Annotated in this window: 18 protein-coding genes; 4 read left to right on the forward strand and 14 right to left on the reverse strand. The window is 44.3% G+C overall.

Annotated features, from left to right (window positions below):
* From flgL to G476_RS22490, 7 genes are read right to left on the reverse strand one after another with little or no spacing between them, the layout of a single operon-like run.
* Positions 1 to 1,158, reverse strand: coding sequence for a flagellar hook-associated protein FlgL (flgL, locus tag G476_RS0118625; RefSeq protein WP_026691427.1), 1,158 nt, complete (start codon positions 1,156 to 1,158; stop codon positions 1 to 3).
* Positions 1,159 to 1,184: 26 nt separating this feature from the next.
* A complete protein-coding gene (flgK, locus tag G476_RS0118630; protein ID WP_026691428.1) occupies positions 1,185 to 2,723 on the reverse strand; it encodes a flagellar hook-associated protein FlgK in 1,539 nt (512 codons plus the stop codon).
* 19 nt (positions 2,724 to 2,742) lie between these two features.
* On the reverse strand, positions 2,743 to 3,231 hold the full coding sequence (locus tag G476_RS0118635) for a flagellar protein FlgN (protein ID WP_035187438.1): 489 nt from the start codon (positions 3,229 to 3,231) through the stop codon (positions 2,743 to 2,745).
* 15 nt (positions 3,232 to 3,246) lie between these two features.
* Positions 3,247 to 3,504, reverse strand: a complete 258-nt coding sequence (gene flgM / locus G476_RS0118640) for a flagellar biosynthesis anti-sigma factor FlgM (RefSeq protein WP_026691430.1) — start codon at positions 3,502 to 3,504, stop codon at positions 3,247 to 3,249.
* Positions 3,505 to 3,564: 60 nt separating this feature from the next.
* Positions 3,565 to 3,990: a TIGR03826 family flagellar region protein gene (locus tag G476_RS0118645; RefSeq protein ID WP_026691431.1), complete on the reverse strand. Its 426-nt coding sequence runs from the start codon at positions 3,988 to 3,990 to the stop codon at positions 3,565 to 3,567.
* Between the two features lie 46 nt (positions 3,991 to 4,036).
* Positions 4,037 to 4,732 (reverse strand): ComF family protein, encoded by a 696-nt coding sequence (locus G476_RS22485; RefSeq protein ID WP_051314935.1) that lies wholly within the window; start codon positions 4,730 to 4,732, stop codon positions 4,037 to 4,039.
* Complete coding sequence (locus tag G476_RS22490) at positions 4,729 to 6,045, reverse strand: ATP-dependent helicase ComFA (RefSeq protein ID WP_169720900.1); 1,317 nt, start codon at positions 6,043 to 6,045, stop codon at positions 4,729 to 4,731. Before G476_RS22490 ends, G476_RS22485 begins: the two co-directional genes overlap by 4 nt.
* 76 nt (positions 6,046 to 6,121) lie before the next feature.
* On the opposite strand from G476_RS22490, the gene G476_RS24115 reads away from it, so the two are divergent.
* Positions 6,122 to 6,253, forward strand: coding sequence for a hypothetical protein (locus tag G476_RS24115; RefSeq protein ID WP_281170474.1), 132 nt, complete (start codon positions 6,122 to 6,124; stop codon positions 6,251 to 6,253).
* A 413-nt stretch (positions 6,254 to 6,666) separates the two neighbouring features.
* Here the strand turns inward: G476_RS24115 and G476_RS0118665 are convergent, their stop codons facing one another.
* From G476_RS0118665 to G476_RS0118675, 3 genes are all read right to left on the reverse strand, one after another.
* Entirely contained in the window at positions 6,667 to 7,524 is an 858-nt protein-coding gene (locus G476_RS0118665; RefSeq protein WP_035187443.1) for a DegV family protein, read from the reverse strand.
* Between the two features lie 233 nt (positions 7,525 to 7,757).
* Entirely contained in the window at positions 7,758 to 8,456 is a 699-nt protein-coding gene (locus tag G476_RS0118670; protein WP_026691435.1) for a response regulator, read from the reverse strand.
* Between the two features lie 137 nt (positions 8,457 to 8,593).
* Positions 8,594 to 9,721: a sensor histidine kinase gene (locus G476_RS0118675; RefSeq protein ID WP_026691436.1), complete on the reverse strand. Its 1,128-nt coding sequence runs from the start codon at positions 9,719 to 9,721 to the stop codon at positions 8,594 to 8,596.
* 361 nt (positions 9,722 to 10,082) lie between these two features.
* Here G476_RS0118675 and G476_RS0118680 point away from each other — a divergent pair, with 361 nt between their 5' ends.
* Complete coding sequence (locus G476_RS0118680; protein WP_026691437.1) at positions 10,083 to 10,718, forward strand: YigZ family protein; 636 nt, start codon at positions 10,083 to 10,085, stop codon at positions 10,716 to 10,718.
* Between the two features lie 62 nt (positions 10,719 to 10,780).
* Here G476_RS0118680 and G476_RS0118685 read toward each other — a convergent pair whose 3' ends face one another.
* A complete protein-coding gene (locus tag G476_RS0118685) occupies positions 10,781 to 11,734 on the reverse strand; it encodes a nitrogen regulation protein NR(II) (protein ID WP_026691438.1) in 954 nt (317 codons plus the stop codon).
* 309 nt (positions 11,735 to 12,043) lie between these two features.
* A complete protein-coding gene (locus G476_RS0118690) occupies positions 12,044 to 14,074 on the reverse strand; it encodes a penicillin-binding transpeptidase domain-containing protein (protein ID WP_051314936.1) in 2,031 nt (676 codons plus the stop codon).
* Between the two features lie 390 nt (positions 14,075 to 14,464).
* Here G476_RS0118690 and G476_RS0118695 point away from each other — a divergent pair, with 390 nt between their 5' ends.
* Together G476_RS0118695 and G476_RS0118700 are read left to right on the forward strand one after the other, a co-directional pair.
* On the forward strand, positions 14,465 to 16,381 hold the full coding sequence (locus G476_RS0118695; RefSeq protein ID WP_026691440.1) for an N-acetylmuramoyl-L-alanine amidase family protein: 1,917 nt from the start codon (positions 14,465 to 14,467) through the stop codon (positions 16,379 to 16,381).
* Between the two features lie 233 nt (positions 16,382 to 16,614).
* Positions 16,615 to 17,646, forward strand: coding sequence for an LCP family glycopolymer transferase (locus tag G476_RS0118700; protein ID WP_026691441.1), 1,032 nt, complete (start codon positions 16,615 to 16,617; stop codon positions 17,644 to 17,646).
* Between the two features lie 23 nt (positions 17,647 to 17,669).
* Here G476_RS0118700 and G476_RS0118705 read toward each other — a convergent pair whose 3' ends face one another.
* Both G476_RS0118705 and G476_RS0118710 read right to left on the reverse strand, forming a co-directional pair.
* Positions 17,670 to 18,632 (reverse strand): SDR family NAD(P)-dependent oxidoreductase, encoded by a 963-nt coding sequence (locus G476_RS0118705; RefSeq protein ID WP_026691442.1) that lies wholly within the window; start codon positions 18,630 to 18,632, stop codon positions 17,670 to 17,672.
* Positions 18,633 to 18,664: 32 nt separating this feature from the next.
* Positions 18,665 to 20,038 (reverse strand): sugar transferase, encoded by a 1,374-nt coding sequence (locus tag G476_RS0118710; RefSeq protein ID WP_026691443.1) that lies wholly within the window; start codon positions 20,036 to 20,038, stop codon positions 18,665 to 18,667.
* Positions 20,039 to 20,055: the final 17 nt, after the last annotated feature.

A 20,055-nucleotide genomic window follows, 5' to 3' on the forward strand; every position in this document is an offset into this window, starting at 1 on the left:
CTACCGCAAGAAGTCCATCAATGACGGCTGTAAAATTCGGGCCGACGAAGCGAGAGCGGCGCGATGCACGTTCTCTTGAGACATAAGCTCCGAGATTACCTTTTCCATATCCGCGTCTTCGTTATCTGAAAGGACACGCTTGGCAATCACTTCTTGTTCTCGCACACGATCTTCCATCATTTCAATTCGGTTTTGCCTCGCCCCAAGCTCCGCACGTTCGTTCACGACTTTCTCAATTTGACGATCAACAGTATCAATGAATGAAGTCAGCTCAGGCCCTTTCACGTCCGGGTCTTTCAAGGCTTTCTCCAATTGAATGAGATCACCAAAGAAATCAGACGAAAACACCTTTAAGGGATCGATGTTTACCGGCATGTTTACTCCTTTTAGAAGCTCAATTTCCACATTTCGGCTGTTCGTTGACACAGCCACGTCCGCAGAGATCACAAAATCCCTTTCCGACATTTCCACTACTTGTTGAACTTCATTACCGTCTGCATCCACTTGTGTAAATTCCCGTTGAACAACCGCGTCTTCACCAGGGAAGTCCGTAAAAACGATCCGGTCTCCACCTTCACTTGTGAACACCATGCCCGTAGCTTCTTCGTCGCGATCGTAGCGAACCCCGTGGTTAGTAATATGATAGGCGTGTGCCGCGTCTTCCCCTTGAATCCACGATTGAAAGCCTGCACTATCCATGCCCACATCAAGCAGGTCTTCACGAACCGGTTCATTCGTCGTGTTTGTTCCATTGAATATATACTTCCCGTTCGTTTTCGTATTTGCAAGAGACTGAAGGTGTTTTCGAAGCTCCTCCACCTCTTTTGCAATATTGCTTCGCTGGCTATCTTCATACGTATCGTTTGACGCCTGGACGGTCAATTCCCGGACACGGTGAAGGGAATGAGTCACTTTATCAAGAGTCGCATCAGAGTTGTCCATCCAATTGTTCACTTCACCTAAGTTTCTCTGGAACTGCTCGATTTCCGTTACTTGCGTTCGGTAACGCATGCCATTCATGGCTACCACCGGATCGTCCGATGCCCGAGTGATTTTCTTTCCCGTAGACAACTGATTTTGCAATGTATGAAGCTGTTGATAGCTCTGGCTCAAGTGGCGCAGAGAGTTATTGGAAAGCATCGATTGTGTTACCCGCATCGCCTACACCCTTTTCATCATTATAATTAGCGTCCAACTACACCCATGCCGTTAATGATCCGATCGAGCATTTCATCAATCGTGGTCATGTTACGTGCCGCCGCATTGTACGCGTGTTGAAATTTGATCAAGTTCGTCATTTCTTCATCTAGGGATACGCCACTCACGGATTGTCGTCGATCGTCTACAGACTCTCGTAGCTCGTTCGTGTTTCGACTCATTCGCTCAGCCTCGTTCGTGCTAACTGCCATCGCACCGATCACACCTTGGTAAAAGCTTTGGACGTTTGTCGTCGTCCCACCAAAATTCAACGTATTGTCTTTCACATTTGCCAAAGCCAACGCATTGCTACCATCACCACTAAACGCCTCACCGGCCGTTACCGTCGCCGCCGCAATTTTATCCAAGTCGTTTAAAATGTCGTCAGCGACCTTAATCCCTTTAGCCGCGCCCTTCACTTCATTCGCTCCACCTGCAAAGTCAAAGAAGGAAATTGCCGCTTCTTCATTTGCCATTTCATATAAACTACGCCCATTTTCATGAACGTCATTAAACGCCTCCGTAAACGTGTACACCATCTGATCCAAGCTTTGGACCATTTCAGGGATCAGGCCTCGCTCTTCACCACCAGACATATATCCAAACGTCTCGATCGATCCCTTTAATTTCCCGTAGGAGTGAAACGCATCAGGATCAAACGTCTCGTTCCCGACTAATACACCATCAATCAGACCTGTTTCCTCATCGTAGGAAAGGTCAAATTTAGTCGCCTCAAGAGAACGCCCGTTCACGAGCGTCACACCCATGTCCGAGCCGTTATGATCGAGTAGCTTGATCGTATAACGCCCACCGGCATTTTCTTTTGCCAATCCGCCACTACTCACCTGTTCCACACTGATATTCACATATTCACTTAGCTCATCCACCAGCTTGTCCCGCACATCATACAAATCATTCGTCAAGTAGCCATGAGGTTCCACACTCGCGATTTGCTTGTTCACGTTATTGATCTGCTCCAAAAGAGAGTTGACTCTGCTATTTTCCACACCGAGCTGGTTTTGATAATCCCGCTGCACCGATTCAAGAGCACTCGCTGTATAATTGAACGTCTCCGCCAATGCGATTCCGTTTTGCCTCACAACCGATCTGGCTCCCGAATCCTCTGGGTACACGCTTAAATCTTGAAGCGACTGCCAGAAACGGTCCATCGTTTGGGCAATTCCGTCTTCTGTCGGCTCATTCATAATGTCTTCAATCTTCTCAAAGGCCGTATGTCTCGCACTCCAATAGCCATGCTTATTGTTTTCTTGACGGTACTGAAGATCCAAAAAAGATTCCCGAATGCGCTCAATCTCTCCAGCCTTGACCCCGGTACCTACTTGCCCGGCCATGTGAGGTTGATTAAACCCAGGACTCGGGAACGCTTCCGTTTGCGTGAAATTCACTCGTTGACGGGAATACCCCGCCGTATTTGCATTGGCAATGTTATGCCCCGTTGTATGTATGGCTGATTGTTGCGTATTAATGGCTCGCCTAGCCGTTTCTAAACCGTGAAAAGTAGACATCTACGTTCCTCCTTGATGGTTACGCTTTTGAATCGAATACGGACCGCCGCTCTTCTGCGTATGAATGACCACGATTTGGTCGCGCGTAATTCTCTGATTGCTTCGGTTGAAAGGCATCGAGAGACATGTTTACAAAACGCAATGACTCGTGGATGAGCTGCTCATTTAATTCGTTCTGCTCTTTCCATAACCGGATCTCCTCCAGAAGACGCTGTTGCCAAAAGCGAAGCTCATCGCCTTCTTCGTCTTCCAAATACGGGATCATCTCCTCAACCGTTACGTTCTCTTTCACAAGCCCTTGACGATGAAGCCAATCAGATGTAGCTATTTGCCGTTTCTTTTCACACGCACTCAACTCTTGAATCAACGCCGATTCCCGCTTCAAAACCTCATCCAACGTTTTCATCTCGCTCTTTTTAACAGCCTCAGCTTTTTCTTTCGCCAAACCGTTAAACCGCTCATGAAGCTTGGTTAAGTCTTTTAATGCTTCGATTAGATGTTTTGCCACACCGTTCACCTCTTTTTACTCCGACCAAAAGTCGTACATTTTCCTCGCCGTCTCTTTCACGTTCACTTCATACGTTCCGTTTTCAATACGCTCTTTAATCGCCTTCACTTTTTCCTCTCGCTCCTTTTCAATAAAGGAACCTTCCTGCATCTTCTTTGCCTCCGGCGAAATGTGCACCTCGTCTTTACGCTTCGTGACGTCCGCCTTTTCATATGCCCCATTGTTTTGCTGCTGGCGGTACATATTGAGCGACTGCATCGGATTAATTTTCACACTAAACACCTCCACGTTCTTCGTCTCTTCTCATTATATCGGTTTGAACACACCGGTTGTTTACCGTTTTTTATTCAAAGTCACCGAATGATACGTATTAGCCCTATTTTCATCTTCCCGCTTTCGGCTCGCAAATCGCTCTTCCTGTTCCACTCGCTCCAATCCAGACCGAATTCCACTGCGACAAGATCCACAAATGCGCCCTTCTCGTATGCTCTTCCCACACCCTTCACACGGAAACATCACGTTTGGCATGTGGGCCAAGTGAATCCGCCCCTCTTTCACAAACCGAATAATCTGCAACTCCTCGACACCCGTCGCCTCCGTCACATCACTCATCACCGCCATCCGATTCTCCCGCTTTTTCACAAACGTATAAACCCGATCAAACATCTCTTCCACTTCCTGATGACACTCTCTACACACCGCACGCAAACTCTTCACAAACAACCGATCACACTTCGGACAATTGGCCAACTCATTCATCGAATCTCCCCCTCGCCCCTTATATCGGCCACACCTCCGTAAAAGTTTACGCCCGAGCAAGCGTTACCCCCCTCACCCTCTCCGCCCCGCCCTCATAGAGCACCCGCGCCGCACTCCGAATCGTCGCCCCCGTCGTATAAATGTCATCCACCACCACAACATCAAGCCCTGCCACATCGGTCAAAAGGCGAAACTGCTCTTCGACACTAGATAATCGATCCCCCCTCGACTGCTTACTCTGCTTGTTGGAAGATTGGCTTCTCCCTAACAGAGAGACCGACGCAACCCCTCCAACAAGAAGGTCCGCTTGGTTAAACCCACGCTCATAGTGCCGCTCCTCGTTCAAAGGAATCGTCGTCACCACAGCCCCACGCGGCAGAGCCTTCGCAATCTCCCCCGTAAACCCTTCAGCCAACCGAGCATCGCTTCGGTATTTAAATACGGCGATCACGTCTTTAAGAAAGTCATTGTATTCATAGAGAGCCACATTCGAAAACGAGTAATCCTTCCAAAACGCATCCTCCCCCCACCTCTTACAATCGTCACACTCCGAGACACACGGTTTACCACATCCCACACAAGCCTCACTCCGCTCAATCCGTACAAACCGCTCGTCACACCGCTCACAAAACCTTCCCGTTTCCTGCTCTCCAAAAAAAGCAGCCCAACTCACCGGTTCAACATACGTTTCCCCACACCATAAACACCGCTCATTTTCAGTAATTAATTCTCGAATTCTCACTCCTCCACCTTCTCTCTGTTCATCATTCGAATATGATTTCTCGCCTCCACCATGGCACGAGTCTTTCCATCATGAAAAAAGACAACTTGACCACCATGTTCATCTGGGCTCCTCCCCACACGACCAGCCATTTGTACAAGAGCCGATTCTGTAAACACTCCGTCATCGGCCCCTAAAACCCCTACCTGCACGCCCTTTACGGTGACACCTCGTTCCAGGATCGTCGTGGTAAGAAGAAGTCTCGTCTTTCCTTCTCTAAACGCTTTCACTTTTTCCCGTCGCTCGTCGTCTTCTGAATAAACCCCGGCGGTATTTGGGAAGCGCTCTTGGACGTACGGCAAGATCGCACGAAGAATACGAATCGACGGCACAAAAAGAAACACTTGTTTCTTTTCCAAAAGAACGGTCTTAAGCCAGTACTCCACAGCACTAGGGAGTCGTCCTTTGCTTGCTGTCTTCCTCCAACTCATTGCCCATTGGAATGTCGGCTCCGGTAATGGATGACCATGAAAGCGACGGGGAACTTTCACATGAGGGAGCATTCCCCCAATCGCTTTTGATTGCATGCGCTGATCCGGTGTAGCGGTCACATAAGCGACGAGTGCATCCGGCTTGGTCGCTTGCTTGACCGCATAACGAAGCTTCGGGTCGTGATCATATGGAAAGGCGTCAACTTCATCGATGATCGTTAAGTCAAATGCGTGATAAAAGCGCAAGAGTTGATGTGTGGTACTCACAGTGAGGGAGGCGTTCTTGAACCGGTCATCGGATCCTCCAAACAACATCGCAATGTCTGTACCAGGAAACGCCGCATTGAGACGAGGGACAAGTTCTCTTACAACATCCGCTCTTGGGGTAGCAATAAGCACGCGCTTGTTGTCATTTAAAGAGTGATGAATGGCGTCAAAAAGCATTTCTGTTTTCCCCGCCCCACATACAGCCCAAAGAAGACATTCTTTAACTTCGCTGTTGATTTGGTTTACGAGGAAAGTAGACGCTTGTTGTTGAGCTGGTGACAATGTTCCCTTCCAAGCTAACGTGTGAGGGTTTTGTTGCGGTGAAAAGGCGGTAGTCGCAGTAACAAAAACCGCACACGAACCGGATCGCCCCATCATGATACAGCTTCGACAATAGGTGCACGGTTGTTTGCAACGAAAGCAATCATACGTATAAAACAGCTCGGGGTCCCTATTCCCGCACCGGGTACATTGAAGCTTCGGGATTATGGTAAGGGCAGGTTCATAACGAAGGTGCCCGTTAAGGACATGAAGGTGAATCGTAAGAAGATCTGTATGTTCTAGAAGCTCGTCCATAAGTAGCCTGCGACCGGTTATTAGGGACATGAGGGAAGGATTAGGTGTAAATGAGTCGGATAAGGGAGGCGTGTAAATGGATCCAAAGTCCAGGAGTCGTTTTGGGGAGGTTGTTACATTTGGAGCGAGGTGTTCAGGAACGGGGAAGTCAGATAACGGTGGATCAGAGGGGATAAGATTGGCTTGGAGCATTGATGTAGATGAGTAAAATAACAAAAGGTATCACCTCACTACTTTTTATGAGTGTAGCAACTTGGGAGGTTGAGGTCACATGATGATTGGTGAAGTTTCGTTATGGAAAATGTGTTGGGAGAGTGGGTGAGATGTTGAGAGGTGGTTCTGGTAGTGGAAGAATGGGGTGATTTTGTAAAGTTTGGTCGATCTGATGAGTTCGAATTCACTCGGTTTTATTGTGGTTTTCTCTAAACCGGGAAATGTGAGGAGAAAGCCGTTAATTCTTGGTGGGAACCCGTTAATCCCTGCCTCCAAACCGTCAATCCCTCTTCCCAACCCGTTAAATTCTTTCATGAACCCGTAAAACCACCACTCCCACCTCCCACCCTGTCTACCTATCCCTCACAAAACAAAACACCCCGCTCAATTAAAACGGAGTGCTCTTCATTACGCTGTTAGATTTGTTTTTACCCAACCTACACCCAGACTTCCTTCGCCGAGGTGAGTACCGATGACCGGTCCGAAGTAGCTTATGTACACGGTAGCATTCGGGTATTTTTCACGAAGTTCCGCCGCAATCTCTTCCGCTTTTTCAGGGCGATTGGCGTGGATCACCGTAATGTCCAGCGGGTCACCAGAAGACGCATCTTCATCAAGCAAGTCTTTGATGCGCGTTAATGCTTTTTTCGCCGTCCGCACTTTTTCAAATGGGACAATCACTTTATCTTGGAAATGAAGAACCGGTTTGATTTGAAGCAGGCTTCCAACCACAAGCTGGGCACCGTTCAGTCGGCCACCGCGGTGTAGATGGCTCAAATCATCGGCCATAAAATACGCTCTCATGTTATCGCGCATCATATGCAAATAATCCAAAATATCGCTTACTTCTTTTCCTTCTGCAACCATTTTAGAAGCAGTTAGGGCGAAGAAACCTTGTGGCATACAGCTTATTTCCGAATCGAACACGCGAACGTCAACGTTTTCTGTCATGTTGGCTGCACTAACGGCCGTTTGGTACGTGCCACTTATTCCGCTCGAAAGGGTAATGACGATGATGTGATCATGAGTTTCAGCCAAACGTTGATACGTTTCCTCAAACAATCCTACTGAAGGCTGAGATGTTTTTGGCAACATCTCTTTTTCTTTCATTTCTTCATAGAATTGTTCCGTCGTAATTTCCACTTCTTCTTTGTATTCTTCTTGGCCGAAAACGACGTTAAGAGGGATCATTTCAATGTTGTGTTGATCACGTATATCTTTTGTCAGGTAGGATGTGCTGTCAGTTAGTATGGCGATTTTGCTCATCACGTGTCCTCTCTTTCTCTATACTCTAAAAAGTTATAACTCGGACAATATCTTCTATCTCAAATACTACCAATGTTTGTGTACAGTTGTCTATTTATATTACCATAAATCGCATGTCAATATCCGACAGGAGAAGTGGTTGACTGAGCGCTCAATCGACCACGCTCTCCAAAACGAAAACAAAGACGACGCAAAGAGCGCCGCCATTTTCCGTCCGTTTTGTTTTAGAATACTTAGTTTACTTTTACCCATCCGTTTTTAATCGCATCCACAACCGCTTGCGTACGGTCGTTCATGTTCATCTTTTGCAAGATATTACTTACGTGGTTTTTAACAGTCTTCTCACTAATGTAGAGAGACTCACCAATCGCACGGTTGCTTTTCCCGTCCGTCATAAGCTGAAGAACTTCGCACTCGCGACGAGTAAGAAGGTGAAGCGGTCTACGGTATTCGACCTCACGGAAACCGATCTCCGTTTCTTCTTTGTCATCATTAGCAAGGCGGCGGTATTCGTTAATAAGGTTATGGGTAACTTTCGGGTGGATATAAGCTCCACCTTCTGCTACTACTTTTACCGCTTCAATAAGAGCGTCCGTATCCATCTCTTTAAGGAGGTAGCCGTCAGCACCCGTCTTCAATACGTGGGTAACATAGGTTTCATCATCATGGATGGAAAGAATCAATACTTTAACGTCCGGGAATGATTCCACAAGGCTTTTCGTCGCTTCCACGCCATTCACGTTTGGCATATTGATATCCATTAGCACAACGTCCGGTTGATTCTCGCGCACAAGATCCAGAGCGGCGTCCCCATCGCTTCCTTCGGCTACGATATCAAAAGATTTTTCCATGGAAAGAATACGTTTAACACCTTCTCTAAATAGTTGGTGATCGTCTATAATAATGATTTTAATGTTATCTCTCTCGCTCATTATGTTTCTCCTCCTTCAGGTCCTTCTCCCTGAAAAACACGAAAAATTCGTTACGGGAACCGGTCTCTTATAGTAATATCGACTGTATTTTCTATTTCTTGAACATGTCCAAAGTCACGTCAACTCGTGGTTGTGACTTATCGTTTGTTTGATATCGGGATTTGCACCATGATTAAAGTCCCATTCCCTGCTTGAGAGTCAATCGTAAGTTGGCCGTCGAGCATATTCACTCGCTCTTTCATTCCTAAGAGTCCAAACGATCCTTCTTTCTTTTCGTTTGGATCGAATCCTTTACCATCATCTTTAATGAGCGCAAGGGCTCTCGTAGGCTTCAACTCAATCTTCACCATGACTTGGCTAGGATCTGCATGTTTGTACGCATTTTGAACAGACTCCTGGATAAACCTGAAGATGGCCACTTCCATTTCCGACGGTAGCCTAATTTCTTTTCCAATATTACGAAAAGAAATGTTCAATCCGCTATGTTCTCGGAAATTCTTTAAGTACTTCGAAATGGTTGGTACTAAACCGAGGTCATCAAGGGCCATTGGACGAAGATCGTAGATAATCCTTCTTACTTCAGCCAGGGAAGACTTGACCATCTTCCTGAGGTCGCGAATTTCTTTCAATGCCTCGTCAATGCCATGCTCAGTGTAAACCCTTTCCACAAGCTCGGAACGTAGCATCACATTGGCCATCATTTGAGCAGGACCGTCATGAATCTCTCTTGAGAGACGTTTGCGTTCTTCTTCCTGTGCCTCAATGATTTTAAGACCGAACTTTTGCATTTCCTTCGCGTCGGCAACCATTTCACTGATGTTTTGAAGATCTCCGGTCAAATAATGGATCACCACGTTGATTTGAGCAACGAGGGTCTCTGCCTTCTCGATTGTCCCTTTGAGTTTCATGAGACGTCTCTCGATGCTGTCTCGTTTTTCACGCAACAGCTTTTCTTCCTGCCTGAGAACAGCCAGCTGAACTTGATAATCATTGGCCAATTCGTAGGCTTCTTTCACTTCGGTATCGCTGTAGTTTGCAAAGTGCTTGCTCACTTCAGCGAGGCGGTTTCTAGCAAAGCGGGAGTGAAGTTCCATCCGCTCCGTTTTTTCAATTAAATTAATCACTTTATTTTGTACATCCGTGAGCTCTGCTTTTAGCTGCTCATATTCATTTCTTGAATGTTCACCGATGTCAAAGATCTCTTCTTTACTTCGACCGACTGTTTCCATCATGGCATCCAAGATATCGTCCAGTCGTTCGGTCATTGGTTTTTCTTTTCCCTGCTTTTGCACCGGCTACACCTCCCTCACACTAGCACCCATCGGCCTAATGCTTTGGAACCCCTTCAGTATACTATTTCGACATCACCCATGTATTTCTGGGTATGGAAATTCCTGTTTAAGGGAAAAGCATTTTCAGATGGAGGTTGCCTGCTTCTTACGATTCTTGAGAAGAGCTGGATAACTTGACACCTTTTCATTTCCATCTTAACCTAAAACTATCGTTTCAGGACGGCTATATCGTGCTTTTTGAGATTTTTTCACGTTCTGTAACATTCCCTTAACATGTGTCAAAACCTTGTCACTTTGTGTACGTTTTACACACTTTACGTCAGGAGCGAACGTTATGCTTACTTCATATTATACAGTAAAAGGATACGGCGAACAGGAAATCACGATACAAAAGTCACGCTTTATTGCATTCGTGAACAGAGTAACAACCGAACAAGAGGCTCAAGCATTCATTGAGCGGATTAAAAAACAGCATTGGAATGCCAACCATAACTGTTCGGCATACATGATCGGCGAGCGAGATCAAATTCAAAAAGCGAACGATGACGGCGAACCGAGCGGAACCGCCGGTGTTCCTATGCTTGAGGTACTTAAAAAGCGCGGCCTAAAAGACACGGTCGTGGTCGTTACTCGCTATTTCGGTGGAATCAAGCTAGGGGCAGGCGGACTCATCCGAGCTTACGGTTCGTCTACATCCGAAGGGTTAAACGCCACCGGCATTGTCGAAAGAAAGCTGATGCAAATCTATAAAACAACAATCGAGTACCCCCTTCTTGGCAAAATCGAAAATGAATTGCGCGGTTCCATTTTTCCGATCAAGGAGATTCATTACCTTGACAAAGTCACCGTTGAAACCTACGTTGACAGCGGAAATGAAGAACGTTTTGAAGAAAAAATGACGAATCTCACGAGCGGTCAGTGCACCCTTGAAAAAGGTGATGAGGTTTATTTGGAAGTGGATGTGACGTAGAAAAGACGTGTGTGTTGAATACCCGGCTTTCATAACAAAGGTGTGACTCCAAATGAACAGAGTCACACCTCTTTTTGCATTACCGGCAAGTGCAACACAATCTCGCAATGATTTTTACTCAAGTAACCGCCTTGTTTTTGCAACACTTTTTTTGCCGTGTCCGTATAGAATCTCATTTCTTCATCCGTAGAAAAGGAAAGGGACTGATAAGCATGACGAATGTTCAACTGAACAACGTCTTTGTCCCACTGTTCAAAAGCAAGCTCCAACCTGCCCGAATCCTTAATGTAATCAATCGATTTTTTTACTAGAAAAAACACGGCAATACATACTGATTCAGCATCAATATCAAGCTCTACCTCTTCCACTTCGAGAAATCGCCACATCATGTAAGGTACAGCTTCCGGTAGCTGTACATTTACCTTTTTTTGGACGATTTGAATGAAGCTACTTACCGTAATTCCTCTCGTTGTCAATTCACCTAAATTATTGATTTTAAGGAAATCATTTACGTGAGCTTTTCCTTTAAGCAACTCCGTTTCCGCAAGTTCAATTAACCGATGGTCATTTCGACTATCCGTGTTTTGCTTAAGCATTTGTAGTGTCCCATATACAGGAGTCATCACATTGAGCATTTCGTGCGCCCGCCTCATCGAAAGAAGGCGAACAAGATTCTCAGAATGGCTATTCTCATAAGGATCGGAAGCATCATGAACGATTGCGATCCACCCCTCTTCTCCTGACTGCTCGTTCAGTTTGGAGAGATAGAGCATACACTCATGATTGTCTTTGTGACCCAGCCTGAATGTGCCACTCCCCTTCTCTTTAACAACATCAAAGAAAGGTTCTAAATCCGTTACAAACACATTCGTTCCTGACACAATTGCCGTATTCATATATCGCTCTAGATTAAATGTAACCGTCACAACTCCGAAGCGATCCGCAACAAACACTCCAAATTTCATACTCCCCGAAAGTCCTGATGATATCGCACTTGAAATTACTTGAGTGTCCATGCACACCTCTCCTCTTTTTTTGGTTAAACGTAATATTCTACATAGTTAATTATTCTTCCTACTAAAGTTTCAAAAAAAGATCATTTTCTTAAGGTCAATCATGGATTCACGGGGACATCCTGTCGATTTACGTGTTTGGAATGCGAATTAACGGTGTGGAATCTCGGATTAACTACTTACTGCCTCATATTAACGGCTACACTCACGCCATTCACGGCTTCCCTTTCCCATTTCACCGTTTAGCGCTAATCGCCCCACCAAACCAAAAAACACCGACAGCCTTTTAATCAGCTGCCGGTGTTTCATGACCTACTCCATGCTAGAATAAAATTCGTTTACTTTATCAACAACTTCTCCACTACTCGCACCATCGACCATCATCACCACGAGCAGATCACGATCGTCTACATCGACACTCACGTACCAACCAATTGTGTCCCCGTCTTCATCGTCTTGGGAATCTTTGATTTCAGCCGTTCCTGTCTTCCCTGCAAGGCTTCGGCTGTGACCAGGATTGCTACGATAGGCGGTTCCGTTAGAATCTTGCACCACACTTATCATAGAGTCGAGGACGGTTTCCGCCGTTTCCGCCGACACGACACCCTCTTTCCAAACATCCTCTTCTTCGTCTGCCAATAGAAGAGGTTTAACAATGCTACCCTCGTTAACGAACATCGTATACAAAGTGGCCAAATGAAGAGGTGACATCTGCACTTCCCCTTGTCCATATCCTGTATCTGCTAAAAGGGCACTATTTTCCAGACCGTTATTGGACAGTCTTGAATGATGAATTGGATATTCAAACGGGATATCTTCACCGAAATCGAACGTTTCACTCCACTCTTCCATTCGTTCCGAACCAATCTCCAACGCCTGCATAGCAAAGTAAATATTATCAGAGTGTTTCATAGCCGCGTCCAAATCAACCGAATCTACGTCTTCGTTCACCCGGGTGATGCGGTGATTCCCCCAGTCCGATCCTTCAGGCTGCCACTGAGCTCCTGTAATCGTAAAAACCTCATCAGGATCAAGGGTTCCTTCTTCCAACCCGATTGCCGCCGTTAGGGGCTTCATCACTGACCCTGGAGAAAACGTACGATTAAACCGGATGAACGTCTCATCGGTGGTGACAGAAGCCGTTCTCAAATAGCGCTCATTGGGATCATATGCTGGGCTACTCACCATTGCCAGCACTTCCCCTGACACGGGATCCATAGCTACAGCTGCTCCCATTTCATCACCAAAAGCTTCATACAAAGCCTCTTGAATCCCTACATCAATGGTTACAGTCACGTCCTCCCCTTTTTCAGGGTCCGTGCGAGTAAGTACCTCTTGAAGGTTACCATCTTCATCGACGATGTTCACCTGCGAACCGATCTCTCCACGAAAACGTTCTTCAAATACACGCTCTAACCCATTTTGCCCAAAAAAGCTCGATTCCTGATAACCAGGCCAATCATTGTCTTCATCTTCCAAGAAGTCCGCAGTCATCCCTGTGATGTTACCAGTCAGATGAGCGGCCATGCGAGCGTAAGGGTATTCACGTCCGTTTGGTGTATTGATTCTTACACCAGGAATATTCGCGTCCTCCACATCCCCAATCAACTCGTGATCGTTCGGAACATTAATCACGGGGGCATGCCAATCCGGATTTGCTTCATAGGGTGCAATCAGTTGAAGAATACGCTCTTCTTCAAGTCCGACAATGTCCGATAGTTGTTCCACTTCTTCTTCCAATTTTTCTATATGTTGATAAACAAATCCGATGCTACGGTAATTCCCTGCCACAGCTAACCCTTCGCCGTCTCTTGCAAACATCTCTCCACGTTCCGAAGGGTCTGAGCTTGGAGATTCCACCGTCACTTCAATAGAATCAGAGAAGGATCGAACACCGACAAACAAATGCTCCGGACTCCAATCCACTACCCATTCTTCTCCCTCTTCCGTCTCTATCTTCATTAGATGAACGTCTGTGTCATAATCGTAATCCCCGATCACCGTTTCAAATTCGACTCTTACAGGATACGTGATCTCTTCCAATTCATCTAGGTCTACTTCTTCCTCTTCAAAATTACGAGATTCATAGTTGACCGTTATATCGTTCACACCAATCTCTTCATAAAATTCTTCGTATTTTTGTGAAAAAGACATAGCTTCCCCATCGATTTCCGCTCTGGACTCTTCACTTAATTGTTGCTCCATCTCTTCATAAGCGTGCTCTTGCCATGAAGATAGATAATCCTCCAATGTTTCTTCAGGGTTAGGCGGTTCCTCTCCTGAACACCCGGCCAACGCCAAAATCCCTACTCCTAAACCTATGTATACCCACTTTCGTATCATGCGATAATCTCCCCCTCTTATTATTAGACGAAAGACACGTGCTACTAGATTCATGTTTTACCAAACACACTACTAACTTTAACAAAATATTGCAAACATGCTTAAATATCACTCTCAACTATACACGTTATCTGTCTTTTCGACAGGTACATGCTGAATTTATCTAAAAAAGTCGGATAGTAATGTCTCCAATGGTATGGTAATTTTTATGGAAACCATATAAATGAAAGAAAGGGGGAATCAGCGCACTTGAAAAACGTCGAATGGGGCTCACCTATAAGCATTGCTTGTCTCGGGATCTTTTTAATCGGATTAGCAATGTTACTAGACACAATTTGGAAATATTTTCTCAGTTTCGGTTGAGAGGCAAAAGATGAGGAGTTGATTTTTTTGAAGAAGAATCTCACAATCTTTGCCTTAGTGTTTATCATTATGATGTCCTTTTTAGTCATTGATATTGAACAACCCACATTGGCGAACAATGATGTAATGACCGGTGAAGTCACCGCATCTTCCCTGTTCGTCCGATCGCAGCCATCAACCAACTCTAATGTGATAGGATCATTATCGAGAGGAAACAAGATATCTCTATATGAACGCTCGGGCAATTGGTATGAAGTAAGAATTAACAATCAACGAGGGTATGTACATGGGGACTTTATTAAAGTCATCAGTCAACCAGGTGAAGCACTCTCAGGCCAAACAGGTCAGATTACCGCTTCACGCTTAAATGTCAGATCCGATGCTTCTGCGTCGTCTACTGTGATCGGTAGCGTTACGCGTGGAACAACGGTAGAACTTCAAGAAAGACATGGTAGCTGGTTTAAAATTCAACATAATAACCGCTCAGGTTTTATACATAGTGAATATGTAAACGTAACGAACAGCGGCTCAAACAACGCTACTCCAGAAAACGAAGGTGAAATTACAGCTTCCAATTTAAACGTTAGAGCTACAGCGTCTACTTCCGGTTCAATTATCGGCTCATTATCAAGAGGAACGAAAATTGATTTATATGAAAAATCTGGTAGCTGGTACAAAGTTCGAATCAATTCACGTTGGGGTTACATCCATAGCGATTTTGTAAAAGTACTTGGTAGTGGTAGCTCCGAAGAAGCAGAATCAACTCAACAAGGGGAAATTACAGCTTCAAGCTTAAATGTTCGCTCCAGCGCTTCTACTTCCGGCTCTATTATCGGTTCTTTATCACGTGGAACGAAAGTAGACCTTTACGGAAAAACGGGTAACTGGCATAAAGTCAAAGTGAACAATCGCTGGGGATACGTTCACAGCGATTACGTGAGAGTACTCGGTAGTGGATCAGATGACAACACTCAGCCTCAGCAAAAAGGTGAAGTGACAGCTTCAAGCTTGAATGTTCGTTCCCAGGCGTCTTCATCATCCTCTATCATCGGTTCATTATCTCGAGGAACAAATGTTGATTTATACGAAAAGACAGGAAGCTGGTACAAAATTAAATTGAACAACCGTTGGGGCTATATTCACAGTGATTATGTGAAGACGTCCTCCGGTTCCGACAGCAGTTTCGATAAAAAAGGACAAATTACCGCTTCCAATCTGAACGTCCGATCCCAAGCTTCTTCTTCAGGATCGATCATTGGTTCTTTACGTAACGGAACTGTAGTCGACTTGAAAGGACAGTCGGGCACATGGTACGAGATTAGTTATAGCAATCAAAAAGGATTTATCCATAGTGATTATGTGCGTATCGTTCAACCAGGAACAACACCACCGCCATCAAACGGCTCTTTAAACGGAAAAACAATTTTCCTTGATCCAGGTCACGGGGGAAATGACCCAGGAGCAGTCGCACACGGTGAAAAAGAAAGCGAATTGGCTCTTCAAATTTCCAACAAACTAAAAGCCGAGCTTGAAAAAGCAGGAGCGACGGTCATTGCAAGTCGTACAAACGACCGATACGTCGCACTTAGTGAACGAGTTCGTATGGCCAACAACACGAACGCAGACATCTTTGTAAGTGTTCACTTAAATGCTTTTCCAGACTCTTCTGTGCGTGGAACCGAAGCCTTTTACAATACGGTGCATGCTCCAGCTGGAAGCCAAAGCTTAGCAAACAGCATCCACAAGCGTCTCGTAAGTGAACTCGGTTTAAGAGATCGCAACGTGAAGAATGCGAATTTTGAAGTCATTCGGTACACCACCATGCCAAGTACACTAGTAGAAATCGGTTTTATGACGAACAGTGGTGACTTGCATATCATTAAGAATGATCAAGATAAAGTTGTGAATAGCTTAAAGAATGGAATTGTGGATTATTTCAACTAAACAAATCCTTAAACCAACACCTGTAGGTAAAGGTGTTGGTTTTCTTTAGGTAAAAGTGTAACGATAAAACTAAAAAATCGTCTACGTTACTTAGAACAGTTGTGACATATGTCCAAAAGTTCAAATAATAATCTTTACTGATTCGACAAGATACGGTAAGATTTTATGAGGCTATTATATTAGGACTACTATTTTAATAGATAGATAAAGAATACAAAGAGGAGTGTCTCATCTTGACACAATCACGGATGGAGAAAAAACGAAAGAAAAGACGATCGCCGTTTAAACGGTTTGTAAAAGTTACCCTGCTTACTTTTTTACTACTTATTATAGCCACCGGTGGCTATGCCATGTGGAAAATCAATGACGTATCACAAAGTGCCCAAGTAGATCTAAATAGGGGCGAACATTCCGAATATCGAGATGCTGCTGTAAACCCCAATAAAGACCCCTTCTCCGTTCTAATACTAGGGCTTGATACGAGAGACGGAGATCTTTCAGGAATTTCCGACGCCATGGTCTTGGCTACCTTTAATCCTAAAGAAGGTTCGATTAAGATGTTGAACATTCCTCGAGACTCTCAAGTAGAGATCGTAGGTCGAAATCGTGTAGATAAAATTAACCACGCTCATGCTTTCGGTGGGGTTGACATGACTCTTGATACAGTAGAGAATTTGTTCGATATCCCGGTTGATTATTTTGTGTCCCTCAACTTCGATGCATTTATGAAAATCATCAATGAGCTAGGTGGTGTAAATGTAGACGTACCAATGACATTCACTGAAACCGATAATGCAACTTACGGAACCCTAACGATTGAGGAAGGTCCCCAAACCTTGAACGGACAAGAGGCGCTTGCTTATGCAAGAATGCGAAAATCCGATCCTAGAGGTGACCTCGGACGGGGCGACCGCCAAAAGGAGATTATTGAATCTGTAATTAGAGAAGCAGCCACATTTAGTTCTATTACACGCTTCGGTCCTTTACTGGATGCTCTTGAAGGTAATATTTACACAAATATGAGCTTCAATAATGTTATTGGAATGCATTCCTACGCAAATGAACTGGATCAAATAGAGTCTCTTAGTCTTGAAGGGGATAATCACACAGAAAATGGTGTCTACTATTATCGCCTACGTGAGGATGCCCTCTCCGAGACAAAAAACAGGCTTCAAAGGCATCTCGGAATGGAAGTTGAGCAAGACACTGAACTAGCAGAAGAACCTACTGAAGGAACGGAAACAGATACTACAGATGGATACTAAAAAGCCGGGCATAAGCCCGGCTTTTACTTTTCTCTTACTGCAATTCTCTTATAGTACTGAACCGTTTCTCGGATCCCTTCTTGAAGGGATGTTTGAGGTTTCCAGTCATATGCATTTACTAACTTCCCATTATCCAAGCAACTTCTCTTAATATCCCCTTTTCTCTCCTCCTGATAAGAAGGTGAAAAAGCCTCGCCCATATCCTTACAAATCACATCAAGTAGGGTAAGAATCGTCGTCTCCGAGCAACTACTCACATTATAAAGTGCCTGCTTGTTACGTTCATTACTACGTCCATACAATATTGCCAAAATAGCTCCAGCAATATCTAGTACATAAATAAAGTCCCTTGTCTGCTCACCATCTCCAAAGATGACAGGGGTCTTTCTACTTAGCAAATCTTCAATGAATATGGTAATCACACCTGATTCTGTGGCAGCACTTTGACGCGGACCATAAACGTTTGCAAATCGAAGGTTAGTAACCTCCATACCATAAAGTCTTCCATATGCCTTCACATATTCTTCTGCAGATAACTTAGATACCCCATACGGAGAAAGTGGCTCTGTTGATTGATCTTCCAAGATCGGCAGATGGCCTACATCTCCATAAACCGCCGCAGTAGAAGAAAAGACAAACGACTTAACAGCAAACTTCCTACTAACCTCTAATACGTTTATTGTCCCATTAATATTGATATTGGCATCCTCTTCGGGATTCTCTATGGAAGGACCTACTTTACTTTGCGCTGCAAGATGGACCACACTATCGATATTGGAATGTTGTTGAAAAACAGCTTCAACATCTTCCTTATTTGTAATATCCCCTTCATAAAAAGCGATTTCACTTGCCACATGCTCGAGATTTCTTAAGCTACCTGAACTCAAATTATCCATAACGATAATCTTAGCCTTTTTTTCGAGAAGCAGGTCTACAACGTGAGAACCGATAAAGCCCGCCCCTCCTGTTACTAACACATTTTTCATAACGACCCTCTTTTCAAAAGAAAAAGCCAGGCTTACTTTGTAAGCTGGCTGACTCTTTTTTGTACATGCTCTTCTTTCTTTTCCGTACCTTCTGCTTTGGACTTATCTAATAACACAAGGAACGTTTTTAATAGAATCACAATGTCAAGCCAGAAACTATAGTTACGAATATAATAAAGATCAAAGCGAAGTTTGTCTTCTACATCTGTACTATATTTCCCCATTATCTGCGCATACCCAGTAATACCAGGCTTTACTTTGTTACGATAACCGTAGTGGTAATGTTGTTTTGACAGTTGTTTGATAAAGAAGCCTCTCTCAGGTCTCGGACCTACAAGAGACATATCTCCCTTAAGTACGTTGAACAACTGTGGTAATTCGTCTAAACGCGTGGCACGCATGAATCTACCGACTTTCGTAATACGATCATCATCTTCAACAGCTAATACAGGACCCGTCTTGCTCTCCGCTCCTTCAATCATGGAGCGAAACTTATAAATGGTAAACGGCTTATTGTCTTTCCCGTATCTTTCTTGACTGTAAATGATGCTACCTTTTCGATCTTCAAGCTTTACAATCAGAGCCACCAATAGTAAAACAGGACTTAACAGCAATATCAGCAGTGCTGAAGCAACAATATCACATACACGTTTAACAAGGGCTTGATCCCACGTTAAGCCGAATGGTTTAACTGACATAACCAACGTATCATCCAAAGGAGAAACATTGGCTCGCTGTAACAACAGTTCATAAAGCGTAGGGATGACATAAACCAGCTTGCTTTGCTTCATTCCATAATAAATAATTTCAGACTTATCCTCTTTACTGACACTTGTACAAAGTAAAACATAATCGGATTCTTTCATATAGAGCTTAATTTTGTCCATTGGAGTCGACGGAGAAAGCTGCGTAATTCTTGTACCTTTCATCATCGGTTGCTTGATTTTGGACAAGATTTTATCTGTGTTTTCGCCATCTCCAATAAATAGGACGTTCCCTACCACATTTCCTCTAGTAAACTTCAAATATACTAATTTAAAGGATGCTAACAATATCACCATGAATATGCTTCCGATCAAAATAATCGACCTCGGCATAGCAAACTCCCTAAAAAGATAAGAAGCGGCCATTGTTAAGAATGCCATGGCAATCACTGCTACAACAACCTTAATCATAATATCCCAAAGAGTCTTTCTACGATCTAATGCGTATAATTCATACACAGAGATGAAGAATAAGCCGATTAACAGAATCCATGGCAAGAGTGCAATAAAGGAGTTCCAGTTTTCTTGCGGGAATCCGTTATACCTCACATAGAATGCCCCTACATAAGCTGCTAAAACAAGCAATAAGTCGGCTATAATAATAAACCCTTTGTGATTTGTTAATTCATTACTGTTAGGCATTGTAAATACCTCTCTCT

Origin of the sequence: Alteribacter aurantiacus DSM 18675 (assembly GCF_000429705.1) — a bacterium.
In the GTDB taxonomy this organism is placed as follows: Bacteria; Bacillota; Bacilli; order Bacillales; family Salisediminibacteriaceae; genus Alteribacter; species Alteribacter aurantiacus.